Annotated in this window: 16 protein-coding genes and 1 tRNA gene; 10 read left to right on the plus strand and 7 right to left on the minus strand. The window is 68.8% G+C overall.

What is annotated here, in order from left to right; genetic code table 11:
• Nucleotides 1–2: 2 nt before the first annotated feature.
• Together BUR28_RS16640 and dctP are read right to left on the minus strand one after the other, a co-directional pair.
• Nucleotides 3–629 carry a TRAP transporter small permease gene (locus BUR28_RS16640; protein WP_074221701.1) on the minus strand — a complete coding sequence of 209 codons (627 nt, stop codon included), beginning with the start codon at nt 627–629 and terminating at the stop codon, nt 3–5.
• Nucleotides 630–699: 70 nt separating this feature from the next.
• Nucleotides 700–1722, minus strand: coding sequence for a TRAP transporter substrate-binding protein (gene dctP / locus BUR28_RS16645; protein WP_074221148.1), 1023 nt, complete (start codon nt 1720–1722; stop codon nt 700–702).
• Nucleotides 1723–2244: 522 nt separating this feature from the next.
• Here dctP and BUR28_RS16650 point away from each other — a divergent pair.
• The 7 genes from BUR28_RS16650 (at nt 2245) to BUR28_RS16680 (ending at nt 10808) form a co-directional block, all read left to right on the plus strand.
• Complete coding sequence (locus BUR28_RS16650) at nt 2245–3729, plus strand: SulP family inorganic anion transporter (RefSeq protein WP_074221149.1); 1485 nt, start codon at nt 2245–2247, stop codon at nt 3727–3729.
• A gap of 10 nt (nt 3730–3739) precedes the next feature.
• Nucleotides 3740–4594 carry a universal stress protein gene (locus BUR28_RS16655; protein ID WP_074221150.1) on the plus strand — a complete coding sequence of 285 codons (855 nt, stop codon included), beginning with the start codon at nt 3740–3742 and terminating at the stop codon, nt 4592–4594.
• A gap of 245 nt (nt 4595–4839) precedes the next feature.
• Nucleotides 4840–6051 carry an aminomethyl transferase family protein gene (locus BUR28_RS16660; protein ID WP_074221151.1) on the plus strand — a complete coding sequence of 404 codons (1212 nt, stop codon included), beginning with the start codon at nt 4840–4842 and terminating at the stop codon, nt 6049–6051.
• A 188-nt stretch (nt 6052–6239) separates the two neighbouring features.
• Nucleotides 6240–6313, plus strand: a tRNA-Gly gene (locus tag BUR28_RS16665).
• A 154-nt stretch (nt 6314–6467) separates the two neighbouring features.
• A complete protein-coding gene (locus BUR28_RS16670; RefSeq protein ID WP_074221152.1) occupies nt 6468–8261 on the plus strand; it encodes an ABC transporter transmembrane domain-containing protein in 1794 nt (597 codons plus the stop codon).
• 81 nt (nt 8262–8342) lie between these two features.
• Complete coding sequence (lysM, locus tag BUR28_RS16675) at nt 8343–8771, plus strand: peptidoglycan-binding protein LysM (protein WP_074221153.1); 429 nt, start codon at nt 8343–8345, stop codon at nt 8769–8771.
• Between the two features lie 141 nt (nt 8772–8912).
• Nucleotides 8913–10808 (plus strand): acyl-CoA synthetase, encoded by a 1896-nt coding sequence (locus BUR28_RS16680; RefSeq protein ID WP_074221154.1) that lies wholly within the window; start codon nt 8913–8915, stop codon nt 10806–10808.
• Between the two features lie 326 nt (nt 10809–11134).
• On the opposite strand, the gene BUR28_RS16685 is transcribed toward BUR28_RS16680, so the two are convergent.
• From BUR28_RS16685 to BUR28_RS16700, 4 genes are read right to left on the minus strand one after another with little or no spacing between them, the layout of a single operon-like run.
• Nucleotides 11135–12745 (minus strand): ABC transporter transmembrane domain-containing protein, encoded by a 1611-nt coding sequence (locus tag BUR28_RS16685; protein ID WP_074221155.1) that lies wholly within the window; start codon nt 12743–12745, stop codon nt 11135–11137.
• Entirely contained in the window at nt 12742–13806 is a 1065-nt protein-coding gene (locus BUR28_RS16690) for a P-loop NTPase family protein (RefSeq protein WP_074221156.1), read from the minus strand. The genes BUR28_RS16685 and BUR28_RS16690 overlap by 4 nt, the downstream gene beginning before the upstream one ends.
• Complete coding sequence (locus BUR28_RS16695; RefSeq protein ID WP_139307599.1) at nt 13803–14660, minus strand: alpha/beta fold hydrolase; 858 nt, start codon at nt 14658–14660, stop codon at nt 13803–13805. Before BUR28_RS16695 ends, BUR28_RS16690 begins: the two co-directional genes overlap by 4 nt.
• A 3-nt stretch (nt 14661–14663) precedes the next feature.
• Nucleotides 14664–15266, minus strand: coding sequence for an aspartyl/asparaginyl beta-hydroxylase domain-containing protein (locus BUR28_RS16700; RefSeq protein WP_074221158.1), 603 nt, complete (start codon nt 15264–15266; stop codon nt 14664–14666).
• A gap of 220 nt (nt 15267–15486) precedes the next feature.
• Here BUR28_RS16700 and BUR28_RS20200 point away from each other — a divergent pair, with 220 nt between their 5' ends.
• The 3 genes from BUR28_RS20200 to BUR28_RS16715 are packed head-to-tail and all read left to right on the plus strand — an operon-like array spanning nt 15487 to nt 18243.
• Nucleotides 15487–15939, plus strand: a complete 453-nt coding sequence (locus BUR28_RS20200; RefSeq protein ID WP_074221159.1) for a hypothetical protein — start codon at nt 15487–15489, stop codon at nt 15937–15939.
• Between the two features lie 31 nt (nt 15940–15970).
• Nucleotides 15971–17548 carry a sensor histidine kinase gene (locus BUR28_RS16710; protein ID WP_074221160.1) on the plus strand — a complete coding sequence of 526 codons (1578 nt, stop codon included), beginning with the start codon at nt 15971–15973 and terminating at the stop codon, nt 17546–17548.
• A complete protein-coding gene (locus tag BUR28_RS16715) occupies nt 17545–18243 on the plus strand; it encodes a response regulator transcription factor (protein ID WP_217693532.1) in 699 nt (232 codons plus the stop codon). The genes BUR28_RS16710 and BUR28_RS16715 overlap by 4 nt, the downstream gene beginning before the upstream one ends.
• Before the next feature lie 423 nt (nt 18244–18666).
• On the opposite strand, the gene BUR28_RS16720 is transcribed toward BUR28_RS16715, so the two are convergent.
• Entirely contained in the window at nt 18667–20910 is a 2244-nt protein-coding gene (locus tag BUR28_RS16720) for an AAA family ATPase (protein WP_254813765.1), read from the minus strand.
• Between the last annotated feature and the right edge of the window lie 24 nt (nt 20911–20934).

The raw sequence follows: 20934 nt of genomic DNA on the forward strand, positions 1-20934 counted from the left end.
GCTCAGACCTCCATCTCGTCTTCCTCGTACCCTTCGAGCACGACGGTCGAGAGGTAGATATCCTTGGAAATGATGTTCTTCACCGCGGTCAGCAGGTACTGCACGCCGGTCATGAAGAACCCCACGGGCACGATCAGCAGCGTCGTCCAGACCGGAATCTGCAGCGACGGCAGCACCCGGCCGCGCCCGGCCTGGGTCAGGATGTACTGGAAGGAATACCAGCACAGGCCGAACATGAGGACCGCGGTGACCAGCGCGATCACGATCATCAGCCCCTTGCGCGCGCGGGCGGGCAGCGCGTCGTAGATCGCCGACATGCGGATGTGCCGGCCCTGGCGCGCGGCGTAGCTGATGCCGGCGAAGGTGATGACGATGATCAGGATGCGGTTCAGTTCCTCGCTGAAGAAAAGGCTTTCCTGAAACACGTAACGCCCGACCACGTTGGCGATGGTGTTCAGCGCCATCAACAGCACGCCCGCGGCCAGCAGGACCGCCTCCAGCCGCGCGATGATCACGTCGAACGTGCCGAGAACGCCGGGGAGGGTCGAGACATAGGCGGTTTCCGACCCGTCGTCGGTGGATGTCGTATCGGTCTGGGATTGCGTCTGGGAGGAATGCGGCTCTGACAATGGCGTGTTCCCTGGAAAGGCATAGAAGGGCGGGCGCGCCGCAACGCGCCCGCCGGACATGCGTGCCGCGTCAGCTCGAGGTCGCTTCCTGCGCTTCCTCGAGATCCTCCTTCATCTGGTCGAGGATCTTCTGGCCGCTCTCGCCGGTCATCTCGATGAAGGCGTCCTCGACCTCCTGCGCGGCCTCCTTGAAGGGCGCGCGTTCTTCCTCGCTCAGCGTGGTGAAGGTCATCGAGGGCTTGGCTTCCTTGATCTTCTCGATCGAGGCCTCGTGCAGGCCCTCCTGGTAGTCGATGATGTGGTCGAAGGCCACGTCGATGGCGTTCCGGATCACCTGCTGCTCGTCCTCCGACAGTCCGTCGAAAAACTCCTTGTTGGCCATCACCGCGGTGGTGAAGTTGTTGTGGCCGATCATCGTGACGTGGTCGGTGACCTCGTACATCTTGGTCGACTCGATGAAGAACATCGGGTTTTCCTGGCCCTGGATGATGTTGGTCTGCAACGCGCCGTAGACCTCGCCCCACGGCAGCGGCGTCGGCGTCGCGCCGAACGCCTTGTAGCTTTCCACCAGAAGCGGGTTGGTCATGGTGCGCACCTTGACCTCGTCCAGTTCACCGGGGCTGGCGAAGGGCTCCTTGGTGGTGATCGCCACCTCGCCCTCGGGGAACATGGTCAGCAGCTCCAGCCCCTGCTCGGCGTAAAGCTCGGGAAACATCTCGTTGATCGCCTCGGAATTCTCGAAGAAGCTGGCCAGCGTCTCGGTGTCGGTCGGCAGCAGGTAGGGCACGAAGAAAACCTGCGCCTCGGGGATCAGCGAGCCGGTGAAGCCGGGCGACTGGTCCACGAACTGCAGGATGCCGGCCTGCGCCTGTTCCATGATGTCGGCGGATTCGCCGAGCGTGCCATAGGGAAAGAGCTGGATCGTGTGGTCGGAATTGGCCTCCACCTCTTCCTTGAACTTCTGGGCGAAGACCCCCTGGACCTCGTCGATGGCCTCTTCGAAGGCATAGCGCCAGGTCTCGGCCTGCGCGGCCGTCGCCGTCAGGGCAAGGCCAAGCGCGGTCGTCGCCACAAGGCGGTGGAAGTTTCTCATGGGATGTCTCCTCTGGTTGCTTTCGCACGGACCAAGCAGGGTCCGAACCTTCGGGTGAAGCGTGCGGCCGCTCATGCGCCCGCGACCTCAGCCAAGCGCCACGGGGGCCGGGGTCAGGCCGAACGGACGCCCCGGCAAGGCTGCCGTGTCAGCGATTTCATGTGGTTAACGGTCGCAAGTCGCAGCCCCGCTGTCAAGGAAACCGGCGGGTGCGGGGTTTTCCGCTTGGGAATCAATGGACAAGCGCCGAGGCGGCTGCGGGCGCGCTCGCGGGCCGCTTTCGGGCCGGCCGGCATCCGCGGGGCGCGATTTTCGCAGAACGCGGCGCCGGTCGCCGGCTCGCCGGGGCCTGTGCGGCTTTGCCGGTTTGCGTCGCGCCCGTTTTTCGGTATGCGGGGGGCGACCCGCCCGGACCCGGCGTTGCGCCGGGTAGTGGCTTTCACCCCAGCCAGCCGGACCATCGCCAACCCAGACCGCCGCGCTGCCCTGCCAGAGCGCCGACGGCCCGCCATCGGAGTGACCATGAACGCACTCTACGCCTATCGCGACCAGTGGATCGGAAACGTCCGCGGCGACATTCTCGCCGGGCTCGTCGTGGCGCTGGCGCTGATCCCCGAGGCGATCGCGTTTTCGATCATCGCCGGCGTCGACCCCAAGGTGGGGCTCTACGCGTCCTTCTCGATCGCGGTGATCGTGGCGATCACCGGCGGGCGGCCCGGCATGATCTCGGCGGCGACGGCGGCGACCGCGGTCCTGATGGTGACGCTGGTCAAGGAGCACGGGCTGCAATACCTGCTGGCCGCGACGGTGCTGGCGGGGCTGATCCAGATCGGGGCGGGGTTCGCGAAGCTCGGGCACCTGATGCGCTTCGTTTCGCGCTCGGTCATCACCGGCTTCGTCAACGCGCTGGCGATCCTGATCTTCCTGGCGCAGGTGCCGGAGCTGACGGGCGTGACCTGGGTGACCTACGTGATGGTCGCGGCGGGGCTGGCGATCATCTACCTGTTTCCGATGCTCACGACGGCCGTGCCCTCGCCACTGGTCACGATCATCGTGCTGACCGCGGTGACGATGGCGCTGGGGCTCGACGTGCGCACGGTGTCGGACATGGGCGCGTTGCCCGACACGCTGCCGATGTTCCTGATCCCCGACATCCCGTTGACGTTGGAGACGCTGCAGATCATCCTGCCCTACTCGATCGGGGTGGCCGCGGTGGGCCTCCTGGAAAGCCTGATGACCCAGACCATCGTCGACGACCTGACCGACACCCCCTCCGACCGCAACCAGGAATGCATCGGGCAGGGGATCGCCAACACCGCGACCGGCTTCATCGGCGGCATGGCGGGCTGCGCGATGATCGGCCAGTCGATCATCAACGTGAAATCCGGCGGGCGCGGGCGGCTGTCGACCTTTACCGCGGGGGCGATGCTGCTGTTCCTGATCGTGGTGTTGGGCGACCTTGTGGGCCAGATCCCGATGCCGGCGCTGGTGGCGATCATGATCATGGTGTCCATAGGCACCTTCTCGTGGTCGTCGCTGAAGAACCTGCGCGAACATCCCCGGTCCTCGTCCATCGTGATGCTGGCGACGGTGTTCTTCGTGGTCTACACCCACAACCTCGCCATCGGGGTTCTGGTGGGCGTGCTGCTGTCGGGCATCTTCTTCTCGGCCAAGATCGCGCAGCTGTTCCGCGTGACTTCGGAGATTTCGGCCGACGGGCGCGAGCGGACCTACAAGGTCGAGGGGCAGCTGTTCTTCGCCTCGACCGAGGATTTCATGCGCGCCTTCGACTTCAAGGAGGCGCTGGAGCGCGTCACCATCGACGTCAGCGGCGCGCATATCTGGGACGTCTCGTCCGTTGCGGCGCTGGACATGGCCGTGCTGAAATTCCGACGCGAGGGCGCGGAGGTCGAGATCAAGGGCATGAACGCGGCCTCGGAAACGCTGGTCGACCGGCTGGCCGTCCATGACAAGCCCGGCGCGATGGACGCGCTGACGGATCACTGAGGGGAGAGAGATGTCCGGAATCCTGATGGCGCTGGTCGACGGATCGGCCTATTCCGAAAGCGTCTGCCACCACGCCGCCTGGATCGCGGGCCGCACCGGTGCGCAGGTCAAGCTCTACCATGTGCTCGACCCGCGCCGCGCGCAGGGGCAGCGCGACCTGTCGGGCTCGATCCGGCTGGGGGCGCGGTCGAACCTGCTGGAGAAGCTGAGCGCGCTGGACGAACAGCACGCGAAGCTCGCCCAGGCGCAGGGCCGCGCGATCCTGGAGGATGCCAAGGCGCTGATCGAGGCCGAGGGCGTGAGCGACGTGATCACCCGGTTGCGCCACGACGACATCGTCGCCACCGTGGAGGCCAAGGAAGGCGTGGCCGACATGATCCTGATCGGCAAGCGCGGCGAGGCGGCGGGCCTCGACAAGCCGCATCTCGGCTCGAATTTCGAGCGGATCGTGCGCGCCAGCCACAAGCCCGTCTTCGTCGCGAACCGCAGCTTTCGCCCGATCAACCGCGTGCTCATCGCCTATGACGGGGGCGTGTCCTCGATGAAGGCGGTCGACTACGTCGCCCGCGATCCGCTGTTCGCGGGGCTAAAGGTGGTCGTCGCCACGGTGGGCAGCGAGACGGCCGAACTGCGCAAGGCGCTGGAGAATGCCCGCGCGACGCTGAATGCCGGCGGGCACGAGGCCGAGGCGAAGGTGCTGAAGGGCGCGCCGGACAAGGCGCTGGCCGACCTCGTCGAGGCGGGCAATATCGACCTTCTGGTGATGGGCGCCTACGGCCATTCGCGCATCCGCACCCTGGTGATCGGGTCGACCACGACGGAGATGATCCGGTCGTGCAAGGTGCCCGTGGTGCTGATGCGCTAGCCCGGTCGGTCGGGCGCGCGATTTCCCCGTCCCGCCGGGTCCGCCCGGTCTTTCGCCCGTCGGGCGGCCTTGCCCGCGGACGATCACATCTTGGGTGTGGGGGATTGCTTGGGGGACCGCACGTCTGTTTCATGGAGGTCGGAGGAAAGCGCCCGGGACACATGTGGTGCGCGGACCCGATGCCGCCGCAGGGCCGGATCATGCCGGGGGGATGGCAGGCCGCGCATGGGAGACGGGAGGATCGCATGCCGGACAGGACCGACGCCGTTCGCTTCGCCGTGCTGCCGCTGGCCGGGAAGACCGCCGGCCCGAACGAGTTCGCGGGCACGATGGCGCCGCATCCGCTCGTCTACCAGGAGCTTGCCCACGACCCGGAATACACGGTCTACAATCGCCGGTTGACCGCCATGCGCATGTCCAACGGGTCGGCGGAGGATGCCTACTGGACGCTTCGCCGCCGGGCGATCCTGCGACATACCGGCGAATTGCCGATCGAGATCCGCGGCCCGGACGCCGAGAGGCTGCTGAACCGCGTCTTCACCCGCGACGTCTCGAAGACGAGGGTCGGGCGCTGCAGCTACCAGATCGCCTGCTACGCGGACGGCGGCATGATTCTCGACGGGGTTCTCGTCCGTCTGGCCGAGGACCGTTTCTGGTACGGGCAGGCCGATGGCGACCTGTCGGACTGGCTGCGGGCGCATGCGCGGGCCCTGGAGGTCGAGGTGTTCGACCCCGAGGTGTGGGTCAGCCAGGTGCAGGGACCCGACTCGCTCCGCATCCTGGAGGCCGCGGTGGACGGGGACGTCCCCGACCCGTTCCGCTATTTCGATGCGGCACGCGCCGCGATCGCCGGGCAGCGGGTCGTCGTCACGCGAACCGGCTTCACGAACGAACTGGGGTGGGAGGTGTATTTCGAGCCCGACACCGATGCGCGGGCCGTCGGCGAGCGCCTGCTGGAGGCGGGCAGGCCCTACGGGATGACCCCCGTGGCCGTGGGCGGCGCCCGCCGGATCGAGGCGGGGCTGCTCAACGCCGGGTCGGACTTCGACCGGACGGTGACGCCCTTCGCGGCCGGGCTGGGCGGCATGGTGGACCTGGACAAGCCGGAGTTCATCGGCAAGGCCGCGCTGCAAGACCGGGATCGGCGGCGGCGGACCTGGGGGCTTCGCGTCGCCGGGGGCGTGGCCCGGATCGGCTGCGGGCTGAGCAGGGACGGCAAGCCGGCCGGCCGCGTCTGCTCCTCGGCGTGGTCCCCGTTCCAGCGCTGCGGCGTGGCGATCGTGCGGCTCGACGACCCGGAGGCCGGGCCGGGCACGGTTGTCGATGTGGTTTGCCACGATGCGCAGGTGCGCCCGGCGGAAACCTGCGGGTTGCCGATGTACGACCGCAGGCGCCGGATTCCGAAGGGGGAGCTTGTCGATATCCCGGAGAAACCCGCGCCGGGCGAGGGCGGGTAGGGCCGGTCGCGCCGGTCCGGGCCCGCGGCCTCTCGTTCCGATAGACGACGCCCGCGATATCGAGAAGGACCCCACGGATCATGCGGTGGTCTTGCCCCAGTTCGCGCCGTTCGCCGACGACCCGCCCCCGAAACGCAACGGTTCGGCTTGACCCGGCAAGGCCCTTGGACTACGCACCATGTGCCTTCGCGGGTATAGCTTAATGGTAAAGCCCCTGCCTTCCAAGCAGGTGATGTCGGTTCGATTCCGTCTACCCGCTCCAGCCCTTCCCGCCTGACAAGACTCTGGCCAGAACGCCTGCGTGGCGTAACGATGCGTCGGGCGTGTCCGGCGACGACGTCGGATTTCCCGGCCCGAGCGCCTTGTTGCCTGCCACCCCAGGCCCTACAACACCCCCGAAAGCGGAGGACAACGCCATGCCGCCCAAGGCCCAGCCGGAGCAGGACCGCGCGAAGTCGAAGCGCATCGGGGCGCTGAAGGCGCTCTGGCCCTTCGTAACCCCCTACAGGGGCCTCCTGGCCGCGGCGCTGACCGCGCTGGTGCTGACGGCCATGGTCTCGCTTGTGCTGCCGATGGCGGTGCGCCGCGTCGTCGATGCGTTCGAGACCGAGGCCGCGCGCCTTCTGGACAGCTATTTCGCCGCCGCGCTGGGCATCGCGGCGCTGCTCGCGCTGGGCACGGCGCTGCGCTACTACCTCGTGACCCGCCTGGGCGAGCGGGTGGTGGCCGATATCCGCACCGCGGTCTTCGACCGCATGATCGGCATGAGCCCGGCCTTCTATGAACGCCTGATGACCGGCGAGGTTCTGAGCCGGATCACCACCGACACGACGCTGATCCTCTCGGTGATCGGATCGTCAGTCTCGGTGGCGCTCAGGAACGTGCTGATCTTCTTCGGCGGGCTTGTGCTGATGCTGGCGACTTCGCCCAAGCTGACCGGCGCGGTTCTGGTCCTGGTGCCCGCCGTGATCGTGCCGATCGTGCTGCTGGGGCGCCGGCTGAGGCGGTTGTCGCGCGAGAACCAGGACTGGATCGCGGCCTCGTCGGGCAACGCCTCGGAGGCGCTGCTGGCGGTGCAGACGGTGCAGGCCTTCACCCACGAGGCGGCGAGCCGGTCGACCTTTCACGAGGTCACCGAAAACAGCTTCGTGGCGGCGAGGCAGCGGATCGCCACGCGGTCGGTGATGACCGTCATCGTGATCTTCCTGGTCTTCGCCGGGATCGTCGGCGTGCTCTGGATGGGGGCGCGGGACGTGCGGTCGGACGCGATGACAGTGGGCGAACTGGTGCAGTTCGTGATCTACTCGGTGATGGTCGCCGGCGCGGTGGGGGCGATGACCGAGGTCTGGGGCGAGTTGCAGCGCGCGGCCGGCGCGACCGAGCGGCTGGTGGAACTGCTGACCGCCGAGGACACGGTGAACGACCCGCCCCGGCCCGCGGCGATGCCCGCACGGGTGCGCGGCGACATCCGGTTCGAGGAGGTGCGTTTCTTCTACCCCTCGCGGCCCGGCGTGGCGGCGCTCGACGGGGTCAGCCTGCATGTGAAGCCCGGAGAGACGGTCGCGCTCGTCGGTCCCTCCGGGGCGGGCAAGACGACGATCATCCAGTTGCTGCAGCGGTTCTACGACCCGCAGGAGGGGCGTATCCTGCTAGACGGGGTGGACCTGCGCGCGACGACGCGCGCCACCTTCCGCCACCATATCGCGCTGGTCCCGCAAGACCCGGTGATCTTCGCCGCCACCGCGCGCGAGAACATCCGCTTCGGCCGGCCCGAGGCGACCGATGCCGAGGTCGAGACCGCGGCCCGCGCCGCCGCCGCGCATGGCTTCCTGTCCGCGCTGCCCGACGGCTACGACACCTATGTGGGCGAGCGCGGCATCATGCTGTCGGGCGGGCAGAAGCAGCGCATCGCCATCGCCCGCGCGATTCTGCGCGATGCCCCGGTGCTTCTGCTGGACGAAGCGACCTCGGCGCTGGATGCCGAATCCGAGCGCGCCGTCCAGCATGCCGTCGACGAGATGGCCGCGACCCGCACCACGCTGATCGTGGCGCACCGGCTGGCCACGGTGAAGAAGGCCGACCGCATCCTGGTGTTCGACGAGGGTCGGATCGTGGCCGAGGGGACGCACGAGGCGCTGGTCGCCCAGGGCGGGCTCTACGCCCGGCTGGCACGGCTGCAATTCACTGAGGGTATCGAAAGCGCCGCCTGAGCGGCATCGTTTTCGTTCCCTCGTCGCAAAACCCGGTCTAGTCTGCGTCATCGTTAACGATTTTTCGCGGAGGAGAAAGATATGGGTCTTTGGAAGTTCATGAAGGATGCCGGCAAGAAGCTGACCGGCCGGGCCGAGGCCGCCGAGGCGCCGAGCGCCGAAGAATTGCAGAAGGAAATCGCCGATCTGGGCCTCGATGCCGAGGGACTGGAGATCGAGGTCGAGGGCGACAAGGTCAAGGTAAAGGGCACGCCAAAGAGCCAGGAGGCCAAGGAAAAGGTCATCGTCGCAGTCGGCAACATCGAGGGTATTGCCGAGGTCGAGGACGAGGCGGGAGGCACCGATCCGGTGTTCCACACCGTCGTCAAGGGCGACTCGCTGTGGAAGATCGCCGAGGCGACGCTGGGGGACGGCGCGCGCTATACGGAGATCTTCGAGGCGAACAAGCCGATGCTGTCCGACCCCGACAAGATCTATCCCGGCCAGGTGCTCCGCATCCCGCAAGGCTGAGCCGGCAGCGCCCGCCCGCGATGGGTGACCCGGGCTGACGCTGCGTTTCCCGGGCCAACCGGCTTGCCGCCGACGGCATTTCCCGTCATCCTCGTCTTCCGACGAAAGGCCCGGGAACGCGGGTCCGAGGGAGGAAAGACGATGGCAGGCTTTGCCTCACGCGCCGATCGCGACGCGATCGAGGCGGAATCGCACTGGCAGGGGCGCGAGGTGTCGCGCAGCGTCTACGGGTTTCTCAGCCGGACGGCGCAGGCCCATCCCGACCGGCCCGCCCTGTCGTTCCAGTTGCTTTCGGACCCGAAGGCGCGTGCCGAGACGCTGAGTTGGGGCGAATTCCACGGCCGCGTTACCCAGGCCGCCAATCTCTTTCGCCGGCTCGGCATCGGCGAGGACGATGTGGTCGCCTATGTGCTGCCGAATTGCACCGAAACGGCGGTCACGCTTCTGGGCGGCGCTGTCGCGGGGATCGTCAACCCGATCAACCCGCTTCTGGAGGCCGAGACGATCGCGGCGATCCTGCGCGAGACGAAGGCCAAGGTCGTCGTCACGCTGAAGACCTTCCCCAAGACCGACGTGGGCCAGAAGGTTGCCGAGGCGGTGCGACACGCGCCGAACGTCGACACCGTGCTGGAGGTCGACCTTCTGCGTTACCTGACCGGCGCGAAGAAGCTGATCGTGCCGCTGATCCGGCCGAAGAACCCCGACAACCACCACGCGGACCTGCTGGATTTCCACAAGGAACTGGCCAAGGAGCGCGCCGACGGCCTCGATTTTCCTGACCATTCCGACGACCGGATCGCCGCCTATTTCCATACCGGCGGCACCACCGGCCTGCCCAAGGTCGCCCAGCACAGGGTCTCGGGCATGGTCTACAACGGTTGGCTGGGGCATCGCCTGTTGTTCACCGAAGAGGACACGCTGATCTGCCCCTTGCCGCTGTTTCACGTCTTCGCGGCCTATCCGGTGCTGATGTCGGTGATCGCGGCGGGGGCGCATGTGGTGCTGCCGACGCCCGCGGGCTATCGCGGCGAGGGGGTGTTCGACAATTTCTGGAAGCTGATCGAACGCTGGGGCGTGACCTTCGTCATCACCGTGCCCACCGCCATCGCCGCCCTGATGCAGCGCAAGGTGGATGCCGATGTCTCGACGCTGCGCTATGCCTTCTCGGGCTCGGCGCCCTTGCCGATCGAGCTTTACAACCGCTTCGAGAAGGCCACCGGCGTCACGATCTGCGAGGGCTACGGGCTGACCGAGGCGACCTGCCTGGTGTCGATCAACCCGCCCGAAGGCGGCAAGAAGATCGGCTCGGTGGGCATTCCCTTCCCCTACACCGATGTGCGCATCCTGAAATGCGACGCCGAGGGCAACGTGATCGCCGAATGCGACGTGGACGAGGTGGGCGAGATTTGCGTGGCCAATCCCGGCGTGCTGGAAGGCGCGACCTACACCGATGCCACCAAGAATCTCGGGCTCTACGCCGAGGGGCGGTTCCTGCGCACGGGCGACCTGGGCCGGCTGGATGCGGACGGGTATCTCTACATCACCGGGCGGGCCAAGGACATCATCATCCGCGGCGGCCACAATATCGACCCCGCCGAGATCGAGCAGGCGCTGGCGGGCCACCGCGACGTGGCCTTCGTGGGCGCCATCGGGCAGCCCGACAGTTTCGCGGGCGAACTGCCCTGCGCCTATGTCGAACTGGTCGAGGGGGCAATCGCGACCTCTGACGAGCTTCTGGACTATGCCCGTGTGCATATCCACGAGCGTGCGGCAATCCCGAAGCATCTGGAAATCCTGGACGAACTGCCGAAGACCGCGGTCGGCAAGGTGTTCAAGCCCGAACTGCGCAAGCGTGCGATCCGGCGCGTCTATGACCGTGCGCTGGCCGAGGCGGGGCTGGAGGCGCGGGTGGACGACGTGGTCGAGGACCGCAAGCGCGGCCTCGTCGCGCGGCTTGCCCGGCAGGACGGCACCGACGCGGAGTCGGTTCGCCATGTGCTTGGTAATTTCGCCGTGCCCTGGGAGTGGGCGGACTAGAAAAGCGGTGACGCGCCACCGGACGGAACCGGCGCCGATGGCGGCGGGCTGTGGCTGAACGCGCGCCCCGGGGCGCGGCGTGCAGTGGTTGCCGCGCGTCACCGTGCACGGGCGGCGGCGGGAGATGGGGCTGGCGGGCGCTCCAATGCGCATGGCTTCCGGTGCAACGTCCCCGACTGGTGCGTGGGGGCACCCAGGGCGCATTGCAACCGCGCCGAGCGGATACCACGCCGGTCACGGCGCTTGCGCGTCGTCTCCGGCGGAAGCGGACGCTGGGGTCGGACGTATTCGCCGCCATGGCGCGGGACGGCATGCCGATACCCCCGTCACAGATCGCATTCCGCCTTGAGCGCGGGCGCGAGCCCGCGCTCAAGCAGGATCGCCGGGCCAAGGCGAAGAGCGGCTTCGGCGTCCGACGTGACGATCAAGACCGCGGCCCCAAGGGAGGTCAGGTGATCAAGCAGTCGGCCAAGCTCCTTCCGTCCAAGTCCGATCTCGTCGGCATCGACGAGAGCGAGCTTCGGACGCGCCAGAAGCCCGCGCGCCAGGAGCAGTCCGGCCTGTTCCGACGCGGTGAGGTTGCGCCTGCCCTCGGCGACCTTGCCGGCCAGGCCGCCGATGCGGGCGACCGCCGCGCCAAGCGCCGCCGCCTCCAGGGCGCCTTGGATCTCCGCATCGTCCGGCCTTCGGCCTATCCCGAGGGTGGCCTCCCGCCTCAGCGATCCTGCAAGCCCTGGCGCCGGCCGGCCCAGGTAAAGAACCTCTCCCGGAGCAAGCGCGCCAGGCGCCCGGCCGAACACCTGGATGCGTCGCGCCGGGATCGGTGCGTCGAACCCGGCGAGGGTAAGCAGCAGCGCGCTTTTTCCGCTTCCCTGGGGGCCGGCGAGCCTGCGGCAGCCGCCCTGCTCCAGAACGAAGTCCAGCCGTGTGCCCCCCGGCATTTCCGCCGCGTCCACACGGATCGCGGGCGCATTCGGACGCCCGCCGGGGCGGCCCAAGGCCGGCATGCGCGGCGCGTCGAGCAGCCGGTCCAGTTTGGCCGACGCCACCAAGAAACCGCGCCGGCGGTCGGCGACGTCGGCCAACTGGCGCAACGGCCAGGCGACGAGCGTGAGCGCGGTCAAGGCGGCCACGGCCTCGGGGATGCCGAGGCCCAGATGCACGCAGGCGCCGAGGCACAGCGCGCCAGCCAGCCCCGCGCCCGCGTCGGGCAGCGCGCGCACCGCCGCGGCAAGCGATTCGCGCCGCACCCCTGCCTTCGCGACCTCGCCCGACCAGCCCTTCAGCGCCCGGAGTTCGGTGCGTAGCCGGCCGGAGCGGCGGAGTTGGATGCCCTGCGGCAACCGCTCGGCCATGGCGGCCGCGAGCCGCGCGCGCCGGCTGCGCAGGTCCGAATGAGCATGCCCCAGCGGAGCGCTCATCACGAGGATTCCGGCCATAACCGCGCAGAGCGGTCCGATTGCGGCAACCAGCAGCAGCGGCTCCAGAAGGTAGAGCACGACCAGCGCGGAGGGGATCGTGATCAAGGCCGAGATCAACCGTGACAGGCCGCGCGCGATCCAGCCCTTGAAAGCGGCAAGATCGCCGACATAGCGCAAGGCCAATGCCCCGGAGCGGCGGCGCGCCACGGCGCTGAGCGGCATCTGTGAGACGTGCAGGAACAGCGCGCGACGGATCTCGGCGGCATAGCTCTGGCCCGCACGCTCGCCCACCCGCCCCTCGAGCGCGCGGCAGGCAAAGAGCGTGAGACCGCCCGCCGCGATCGAGATCAGCGCACCGATCGGCATGGCCTCGCCTCCCCCGCGCAGCACGACGAACACGTCTCGGGTCGCGAAGGCCGTTGCGACCATCGCGCCCGCCTGCCCGAAGGACAATGCCACCAGCACGGCCAGGTCGCGCCGGCGCTCTCCTCCGAGGATTTTCGGCCGCCGGCTCATGCCGCGCCGCGGTCAAGGTCGGCGAACCTCGCCTCGACAGCCGATGCGGTGGCCGGGTCCGCCAGGGTCGTGCGGCACAGCACGGGCAGCCCGGTCGCCTCCGTGGCGTCCTGCGCGGCCAGCGGCGCGCGCGTCATCACACCGGTGAGCGCGAGGGGCGCGATGCCGCGTTCGGCCAGCCAGGCCAGGGCGCCGTGTGCGGTCAGCGCCTCGGGCGCGGCGAGGAGCGTCCCGTCGAAGCGGTCGACGAAGTCGGGCCGTGACAGCAGCGCGGCGGTTTCGACCTGCGCGACGCCGTCTGCCAGTTCCACCACGGCCACGTCGCATTCCGCGGCATGAGAGAGCAGCAGGTCGGTCGACGCGATCAGTCGCTCTGGCGCCTGGCGGTGGGTCGATGCCATTCCGGCGTCGGTGAAGTCCAGCACCTGCGCGGCGCCGGCCGCCTCGTATTCGTGCAGGTCCCCGAAGGATCCGGTGCCGGTGGCCTTGATCGCCGCCACGCGCCGCCCCAACCGGGCGAAGCCGTTGACCAGCCCGGCGGCGGCGGCTGTCTTGCCGGCATTCATGCCGGTGCCCAGCACCGCCAGCACGAGCGCCGGCCGGCGCGGCGCCGCCTGTGGCAGGGCGTAGCGGTTGACATTGATCGCCGCACCGTCGCCGTCGGCGAGCCGGCCCAGTACCGCCAGGCGTGTCCCGCGCGCGACACGGTTGTTGCGCGACAGGATTTCGCCGGCGATCCCGCCACCGGCCAGAAGGTCGGCGCCCTCGGGGGACAGGCGCGCGACGCCGTGGAACTGGTCCACGGCGTAGCGGTCAGCGCAGGCAACGACGATCCGGTCTCCGGGCCAGAGCGGCGAGAAACGGCCGTCCGCCAGTTGCAGGCGCTTGTGATTGCCGATGCGAGTGACTTCGGCCAGCACGAGGTCGCCCGGGCGTGCGGCGGCAAGATCGCCGTCCAGCGTCGTGGCGTCGGCACGCTGGACACGGCGGGTGGCGAAGCTCCACTTGGCGCCCAGGGTTGGGCAGGCGCGGAAGGTCCGGTTCGGGGTGAAGGCGGTCATGCGGAAATCCTTTCGATGGTGCGCGGGGCCTTCCCGCCGGCGCAGGTCAGTGCGTGCTGGCAGCCCGCGCAGCATGCGAGCGGCCGGATGAAATCGCGGTCGAGCCCGCCGCGGGCGACGCAATCGACGAAGCTGTGTCCGCAACCCTGGAGAAGCCGCAGCGAGATCGCGGGCGTGAGGCCCTCGTCACGGGCGCGGGCCTCGGCCGCGGCGCACCAGCGCCGGGCCCGTTCCACCCGGTTCGCACCCTGGCGTGCATCGATCGACGCGCCCTGGCGCAGGTTTGCATCGCGCGCGACATCGTCGCTGCCGACGCAGACAACGATCCGGCGATCGAGGAGTCGCCGCAGGTTCGCCCGCATCTGGAAGCCGTGACTGCTCTTCCGCGGCGCGGTGGCGATGCCCTCCGGCCAGGCCATGTCAGCATGGGGAAAGGTCCACCAGCCGGGCGCGGTGATGCAGAGCCGCTCCACCATGGAGGGGTAGAGCCAGGCAAAGCGGTGCGCGAACTGCGCGCCGCCGGAAAACCCCGACAGGTCGAAGGGCCCGGCATCGATCCGCCCTTCGCTGCGCAGGGCCGCCATCAGGCGAAGCAGCGCCCAGTCGGCCCGGTTTCGGCAGGCGGCGCGCTGGTAACGGGGCCAGTGCGCCGCGTCGAAATGGGGCACCACCAGCGCGCGGCCGGTCGCACGGGCGCGGGGAAGCAGATGCGACACCATTTCTTTAACGCCGCGGGTGATGCCGTGCACCGCGACGACGGCAGGGGCCGCCGGGCCGCAGTCGGACTCCACGATCCAGGCGTCCGGGATCAGGCCGGGCACGCCCGGCCGGAAGACGGGACAGGTCCTTTTCATGGCTCAGGCCGCCGCCTGCGCGGCCCGCCGGGCGCGTTCCGTCGCCGCCGCCGCCTTTTCCCGCATGCCGGCGGCCAGCAGGTCGAAGATGACGTGGATGCGGTCCTCGTCCCCGTCGTTATGGGCTTCGTGCATCTGGTCGTTGTCGAACCACCACAACTCGCCCTCGCGCATGCGGACCTCTTCGTCGCCCGCCTTCATCCAGGACCCGGCCGAGGATTTCAGCACCATGTGGTAGCGCCCGCGGAAGCGGTAGTATTCGCCGCGGTCGATATGGGGATAGACGGTGTTGCCGGCCGGCAGGCAGACGATCTTGGCCCGGCCGAGATCGGCATCGAGCCGCGTCGCCACGTCGGTGAGGAAGGCACGCGCCAGCGGGAAATCGGCCGAGGCGGTGGTCCAGCGGCTCTCGTGCACGTCGCGGCGCTTGCGGCCGAAGATCATCGACTTGCGCAGGCCGCGAAGCGGGATCGCCAGCGCCTCGCGCTGGACGGCGATCTTGTCCTGCCGGCCGGTCGCCTGCGCCCAGGCGTCATCGACCGAGGCGATCTCTTCGAGAAGCGGCTCGGTCGGGATATCGTGCAGGATGCGCTTGAAATACTTCATCTCTGGGTCCTCTTGTGGACGGCTTCGGATGAACCCAGTGGTAAGGCACCAGTCTGAGACGGTCCTTTCGCGATCATGAACCGGAGATGAACAGGCCGTTAAGCTGCGTTCATGATCGCCCGACAGGCTGGACTTGGCACGGTCCGGCAGGGCATCAAGATGCAGGGAGCCGCGCGCGGTCACGCGTCCGCGGACCGGTCGCCATGGAGGGTCGTCCAACGTGATTGCTTTCGGCGCCGCTGCACTGGCGCTTCTGGTCTTGGTTGCGGCCCCGACGTCTGCCGATGCCGGGCCGATCGCGCCGCGCGGCTGGGTGCCGGAACTGGCCGGACCGCCGGTGATCTCCGTTCAGCAGGACATTCCGGACGTCGTGCGGCTGCTGGCGCAGCGTGCCGTCCGTGCGGAACGCCGCGGTGACATGGAGACGGCGCAGGAACTCTACGACACCATACGCGAGTTCGGTTACGTGGTGCGCAGGCCGTCTCGGACATCGCGTCCGCAGGAGGGCGACGACAACCGGAGCGGCGGATCGTTCGGCGGCGGCCGGACCGACGAGGGTCGGGACGATGATGACGACGACCGGGACGGCGACGATGGTGACGACGGCGGCGGTGGCGACGATGGGGATGACGGTGGCGGCGGCGACGATGGCGGCGGCGATGACGACGACTGAGACCGCCGCGGCCCCGGCACGGACCTGAGCGATGCAGTTCCGCACCAAGATCGTGACCTTCGCCGTCCTGCTGGCCTGCGGTGCCGCAGTCTGCGCCACGCTCACTCTGGCCCTTGCGCGCGGCATCGAGCGCGATCTCGCCTCGGTCACGCTGGCCGAGGATCAGCTTGCCCTCTACCTGACGATGGAGACGAATATCAGCGACATGCTGCGGCTCCAGATCACGGCCGCCGCGGCGCAGTCGCCGGACACGATGGCCCGCCTGGCCGAAACGAAGTCCGCCGTCCGGCAGGACGTGGCAACGATCCGCGATATCGTCCAGCAGGAGATCGCCCTGCGCGGCGAAGAGGAAGCGCGCGAGTTGCTGACACTCGACCGGATCGAGCTTGTGCTGGACGATATCGAAGCCGCGTTCAACAGGATTGCGCCCGCCGCTATCGGCCCCCAACCGATCGACGCGCTGGCCGTGCCGCTGCTGGAAGTGGTCGAAGCCCTCGATGACAGGCTTGCGCCCCTGGTGGACCGGGCCGTGGCGGACGAGGCCGCCGAGGTGATCGCCGCGCGCAACGACATTGCCGAACTCAGCCGCCGCAGCGCGCAGGCGGGCACGGTGGCCGGAGCGCTGACGCTGCTGGCCGCGCTGGTCGGGACGCTGACCCTGTTGTCCTCGTTCATGCGCCCGTTCGGCGCGCTGATCGAGGGCGCCTCGCGCCTGGCGCAGGGGGACCTGTCGTTCCGCATCCCGGAAGGCGGGCGGGACGAATTGGGCCGGCTGAGCCGCGACTTCAACCAGATGGCCGTCCAGATCGAACGCTCGGACCGGGCATTGCGCGCGGAGGAGGAAGAGCTGCAGCACCGCGTCGCGGAGCGCACGGCGGAACTGGAGGAGGCCAACGCGCGGCTGGCTGCGCAGGACGCGACCCGGCGGCGCTTCTTGGCCGATGTCAGCCACGAGTTGCGCACGCCGCTGACCGTGATGCGCGGCGAGGCCGAGGTTGCGCTGCGTGCCCGCGACGCGTCGCTCGGTGACGGGGCCCGCGACGCGTTGGCCGCCGTGGTCGAGCAGAGCGAACACATGAGCCGGCTGGTCGACGACCTGCTGTTCGTTGCGCGCCGCGACGCGGGCGAAGCGCCCCTGCGGCTCTCGCGCCTCGCCCTTGGTGACCTGCTGGAACGGACCGTCACCATTGCCCGGCAGCTTGCGCCGGCCCCGACGATCACGCTCCAGGGCGAAGCGGACGCGCTTGCCACGCCGATCGAGGTCGACCGCGGACGCTTGCACCAGCTTCTGATGGTATTGCTGGACAACGCCCTGCGGTATTCGCCGGAGGGCGGCACCATTTCCATCGAGACCGAACGCGTGGGTCCGCAGGTCACCGTCGCCGTCCGCGATAGCGGCATCGGCATCCCGAGGGCGGACCTGCCGCATGTCTTCGATCGCTTTGTGCGCGGGTCGAACGCACTGCCCGGCGGCACCGGGCTGGGCCTGCCCGTCGCGAAGGCCATCGCCGAAGCGCATGGCGGCCAGCTGACCATCGACAGCCGTGAAGGCCGAGGGACCTGCGTCACGCTCACGTTGCCCATCACCGAGGAAGGAACAGCCCAATGATTCCCCTGCTGATGTTGGAGGACGAAGCCCGCATCGCGTCCTTCGTCAGGCGTGGCCTTGCCGCCGAGGGCTATGACGTGACCTGCCTGGCGACCGGCGCCGAGGCGCTCGAGGCGGGGCTCTCGGGCGATTTCGCGTTGATCGTGCTCGACGTCATGGTGCCGGACATGAGCGGCATGGATGTGTGCGAGCGGCTGCGCGCTGGCGGGGTGTCCGCGCCGATCCTGATGCTCACGGCGCGCGACGCGGATGAAGACGTGGTCGAGGGGCTGGAGCGCGGTGCCGACGACTACCTTGCCAAACCCTTCGCCTTCGACGTCCTTCTGGCGCGTCTGTCCGCGCTGCTGCGCCGCGGCAACGGCGCGGGTGTGGGCAAGCCTGCGGAAAGCGCGGGGATCGGCTCCCTGACACTGGACCGCAGCCGGCGGCAAGGATGCCTGCACGGAAAGGACCTGGCCCTGACGCGGCTTGAATTCGATGTCCTGTGGCTGTTCGTGGCCAACCCGGATCGGGTCCACAGCCGGGAAAGGATCCTGTCCCATGCCTGGGGCGCCGATGCCGACCCCCTGACCAACGTGGTCGACGTCTACGTGGCCCGCCTGCGGAAGAAGCTGGATCATCCCGGCGCACCGAAACTGGTCACGGTGCGCGGCGTGGGTTACCGATTGGATGTCGGGACAAAAGAAGCCTCGTGAGCGGCCGCGGCATGTCCTGCGACATGCCAGTTCGAAGGTCGGCGCTAGGCGCGAATGGCAGGGAGGTCGGCGGTGGGCATGGCGTATCCTTGCATCCGCCACGCCGCGCCACGACGCCAACGCGACGCTGGTGCGCTGCGCACAGCGGGTCGGCAAGGCCGCGAGGAGGGCTGCGTCTTCACCCGGCAAGACGCAGGAGCACCGACCCCAATCATCCCTGTCCTCCTCCAATGCGGCGAGCCTTCGAGCGTGATCTGGTCGCCGGCGCCAACGCCCCCTGGAAGATCGCAGTTGCGGAGGCGGTCTGGATGATCGGGATCGGCCCGCGTTTGGCTGGTTCGCCGGTACCGACGACCAGGCCGGCACCGGCGATCCTGTGGACCGGCGGCAGTCCGTTCGAACGACCTTGGCGTCACAAACGACCTAGACCGTTTCGCCGACATCCCGCGTCGCGCCAGAAGGTGCGAGGCACGCCTCGATCACCTTGAGCCAGGTCGCCCTGGTCTCGCCCGGCAAGGCCTCCGGGCCGCGCGCCAGCAGGCGGTCCCGCATGCGGCGGGCGAGGTCGAGCCGCCAGTCGGGGCGCAGGGGAACGCCGGCCGCCGAAGCCCAGGCCTCGACTTGCGAGACGAACGGAATGTCGGGGCGGAGCGTGTCGCTCAGCATGGTCTCGGGGCGCCGTTCCAGGCGGTCGACGATCTCTGCCAGCATGTCGGGCGGCATCAGGTCCTCGACGGTCGCACCGGGTCGACCGACCAGATCGGCAAGGCTGAGCACCCGGTCGCCAGCGCCGGCGGCGGGATGGTCCTGCACCAGGGTGGGGCGCCGATCCTTGCGCCCCGTCAGGACTTCGGCCATGCGCAGCGCAATGCCTGGATCGCCGGCCGGGGCGAAGAGGATGTCGCGGGCCGGTTTGAAGTCGCCGGCCCCGATCAGCATGGTCTTCATCGCCGTGAGGTAGATCTGTTCGACCACGCCCGGCACCAGCACGGTGTCCGCGCCGCCGAAGCTGGCCTCGGCCACGGCCATGTTGACCGCCGAGCGCACGGCGTAAGCGGCCCCGCCATCGCGCGCGCGGCCCTCCGGTGCGCAGAGATCCGAGGTGACCCGCGTCGAGCCGTCCTCGCCGACGAAGACCTTGCGCGCGCGTTCAAGCCGGTCGGCGTCGACAAGGAAGGGGGAATGGGCCGTGTAGACGATCTGGTGGTTGCGGGCGATCTCGTCGAAAAAGGTCGACAGGTCGCGCTGGGCGAGCGGGTGGAGCGACAGCCCCGGTTCGTCCAGCAGCAGCACCGCGCGCCGGTGCAGCCCCGCGCTTTCATGCAGGAACACGAGGAAGAAGCTCAGGAACCACTGCAGGCCGGTCGACCGCTCTTCCAGTTCGACCTCCTGCGCGCGCTCGGAATCCGACACCCAGATGCGGAAATGGTTGCCGTCGGCCTCGAAGCGGAATCGGTAATCGCGCACGCGCCACCACTCTCCGAACCGTTCGCTCAGCCGGTTGCCGGCCGATTGCAGCAGGATCGACCGTGTGCGCTTGGCCTCGGCGATCCGGGCCATGGGGTCCGGGCCGAGATCGGGTGAATTCGTCGACCGTATCAGATCGATCAGGCTTTCGAGCGGGTTGCGTTCCGCCTTCGCCCTGGCAAGCCGCCGACGCGCTTCGTCGCGGGTTTCGCTGAAATCACGGCCGAGCTCCAGGATCTCGGTCGGTTCGAGCCCGACGAAGCCGAACAGCACCCGAAGCGTGCGTGCCTTTGATGCCTCCTTCGGCCCGAGATCGCCGCGGCCAAGGTTGTCGACCACATGCGGCAGGTAGATTTCCGAGTCGAGGTTGCCCCAGCTGGAGTAGTAGACGAAGCGCGGCAATCGCGAGAGCACCGCGTCCCGCACCGTGTCGATCTGCCCCGGGTCGGGTGCGAGCATGTCGGTCATCCAGGCGCCGAGGTCGCGGCGCAGGGCGCGAAGCTCGGCCACGGTCGCGCTGACGATGCGGATCTCTTCTGGGATCATCGCGCTGACGCGGTTGCGCAGCCGCATCATGTCATTGCCCGTCAGCACCGGCTCGGCCTCGATCTCGGCCAGCATCGCAGAGATCCCGTCCAGAACGCTGGCGTGCAGCTCGTCCTCGCCGGGCTGCGTCTCGGCGGCCTCGATCCTGGCATGCGCGGACCGCAGGCGCTCGGCGGCGCGGCGCGCGTCGGTTTGGCGGGGGCGGGCGTAGTCCGGGAAATCGACGGTATAGCTGCCGTCGAAGAGCCGGCCGACCGCAACGCGCCGGGCCGCGTCCACGGGGATGTTGGCGCGTTCGGCGATTACGTCAGCCGCTTGCCCGGTGTCGAACTCGGCCAGGATGAAGCGATAGGCGTCAGGCGCGTTGCGGATTTCCGCGAACATCGCCTTGGGGTAGTCCGACACCGGATCGAGAAGACCGTCGGCGACCGGGTTCAGTTTCCAGAGCGGCAAGAGGAGGTTGGTCTTGCCGGATTCGTTCACCCCGACAAGGGCGGTGATACGGCCGAGATCGAGCCAATCGCTGTCCTTCACCGAGCGGAAGTTCGTGACGCGGTATCGCAGCAACGTCAACTGGTCCGACGACGTCGGTCCGGGCTCCGGCGGTGTCACGGCCTCGGGGGCGGGCGTGTGCGGAATGGAATCGTGGCGCATGGTCAGTCTCCTTCCTGATGGGTC

It is taken from the genome of Rhodovulum sp. ES.010, assembly GCF_900142935.1.
Classification (GTDB): Bacteria; Pseudomonadota; Alphaproteobacteria; order Rhodobacterales; family Rhodobacteraceae; genus Rhodovulum.

What these genes read in the sequence shown, in the direction of transcription:
- dctP (WP_074221148.1), bottom strand. Translation starts at nt 1,722, where the DNA reads ATGAGAAACTTCCACCGCCTTGTGGCGACGACCGCGCTTGGCCTTGCC.
- BUR28_RS16650 (WP_074221149.1), top strand. Translation starts at nt 2,245, where the DNA reads ATGAACGCACTCTACGCCTATCGCGACCAGTGGATCGGAAACGTCCGC.
- BUR28_RS16655 (WP_074221150.1), top strand. Translation starts at nt 3,740, where the DNA reads ATGTCCGGAATCCTGATGGCGCTGGTCGACGGATCGGCCTATTCCGAA.
- BUR28_RS16660 (WP_074221151.1), top strand. Translation starts at nt 4,840, where the DNA reads ATGCCGGACAGGACCGACGCCGTTCGCTTCGCCGTGCTGCCGCTGGCC.
- BUR28_RS16670 (WP_074221152.1), top strand. Translation starts at nt 6,468, where the DNA reads ATGCCGCCCAAGGCCCAGCCGGAGCAGGACCGCGCGAAGTCGAAGCGC.
- lysM (WP_074221153.1), top strand. Translation starts at nt 8,343, where the DNA reads ATGGGTCTTTGGAAGTTCATGAAGGATGCCGGCAAGAAGCTGACCGGC.
- BUR28_RS16680 (WP_074221154.1), top strand. Translation starts at nt 8,913, where the DNA reads ATGGCAGGCTTTGCCTCACGCGCCGATCGCGACGCGATCGAGGCGGAA.
- BUR28_RS16685 (WP_074221155.1), bottom strand. Translation starts at nt 12,745, where the DNA reads ATGAGCCGGCGGCCGAAAATCCTCGGAGGAGAGCGCCGGCGCGACCTG.
- BUR28_RS16690 (WP_074221156.1), bottom strand. Translation starts at nt 13,806, where the DNA reads ATGACCGCCTTCACCCCGAACCGGACCTTCCGCGCCTGCCCAACCCTG.
- BUR28_RS16695 (WP_139307599.1), bottom strand. Translation starts at nt 14,660, where the DNA reads ATGAAAAGGACCTGTCCCGTCTTCCGGCCGGGCGTGCCCGGCCTGATC.
- BUR28_RS16700 (WP_074221158.1), bottom strand. Translation starts at nt 15,266, where the DNA reads ATGAAGTATTTCAAGCGCATCCTGCACGATATCCCGACCGAGCCGCTT.
- BUR28_RS16710 (WP_074221160.1), top strand. Translation starts at nt 15,971, where the DNA reads ATGCAGTTCCGCACCAAGATCGTGACCTTCGCCGTCCTGCTGGCCTGC.
- BUR28_RS16715 (WP_217693532.1), top strand. Translation starts at nt 17,545, where the DNA reads ATGATTCCCCTGCTGATGTTGGAGGACGAAGCCCGCATCGCGTCCTTC.
- BUR28_RS16720 (WP_254813765.1), bottom strand. Translation starts at nt 20,910, where the DNA reads ATGCGCCACGATTCCATTCCGCACACGCCCGCCCCCGAGGCCGTGACA.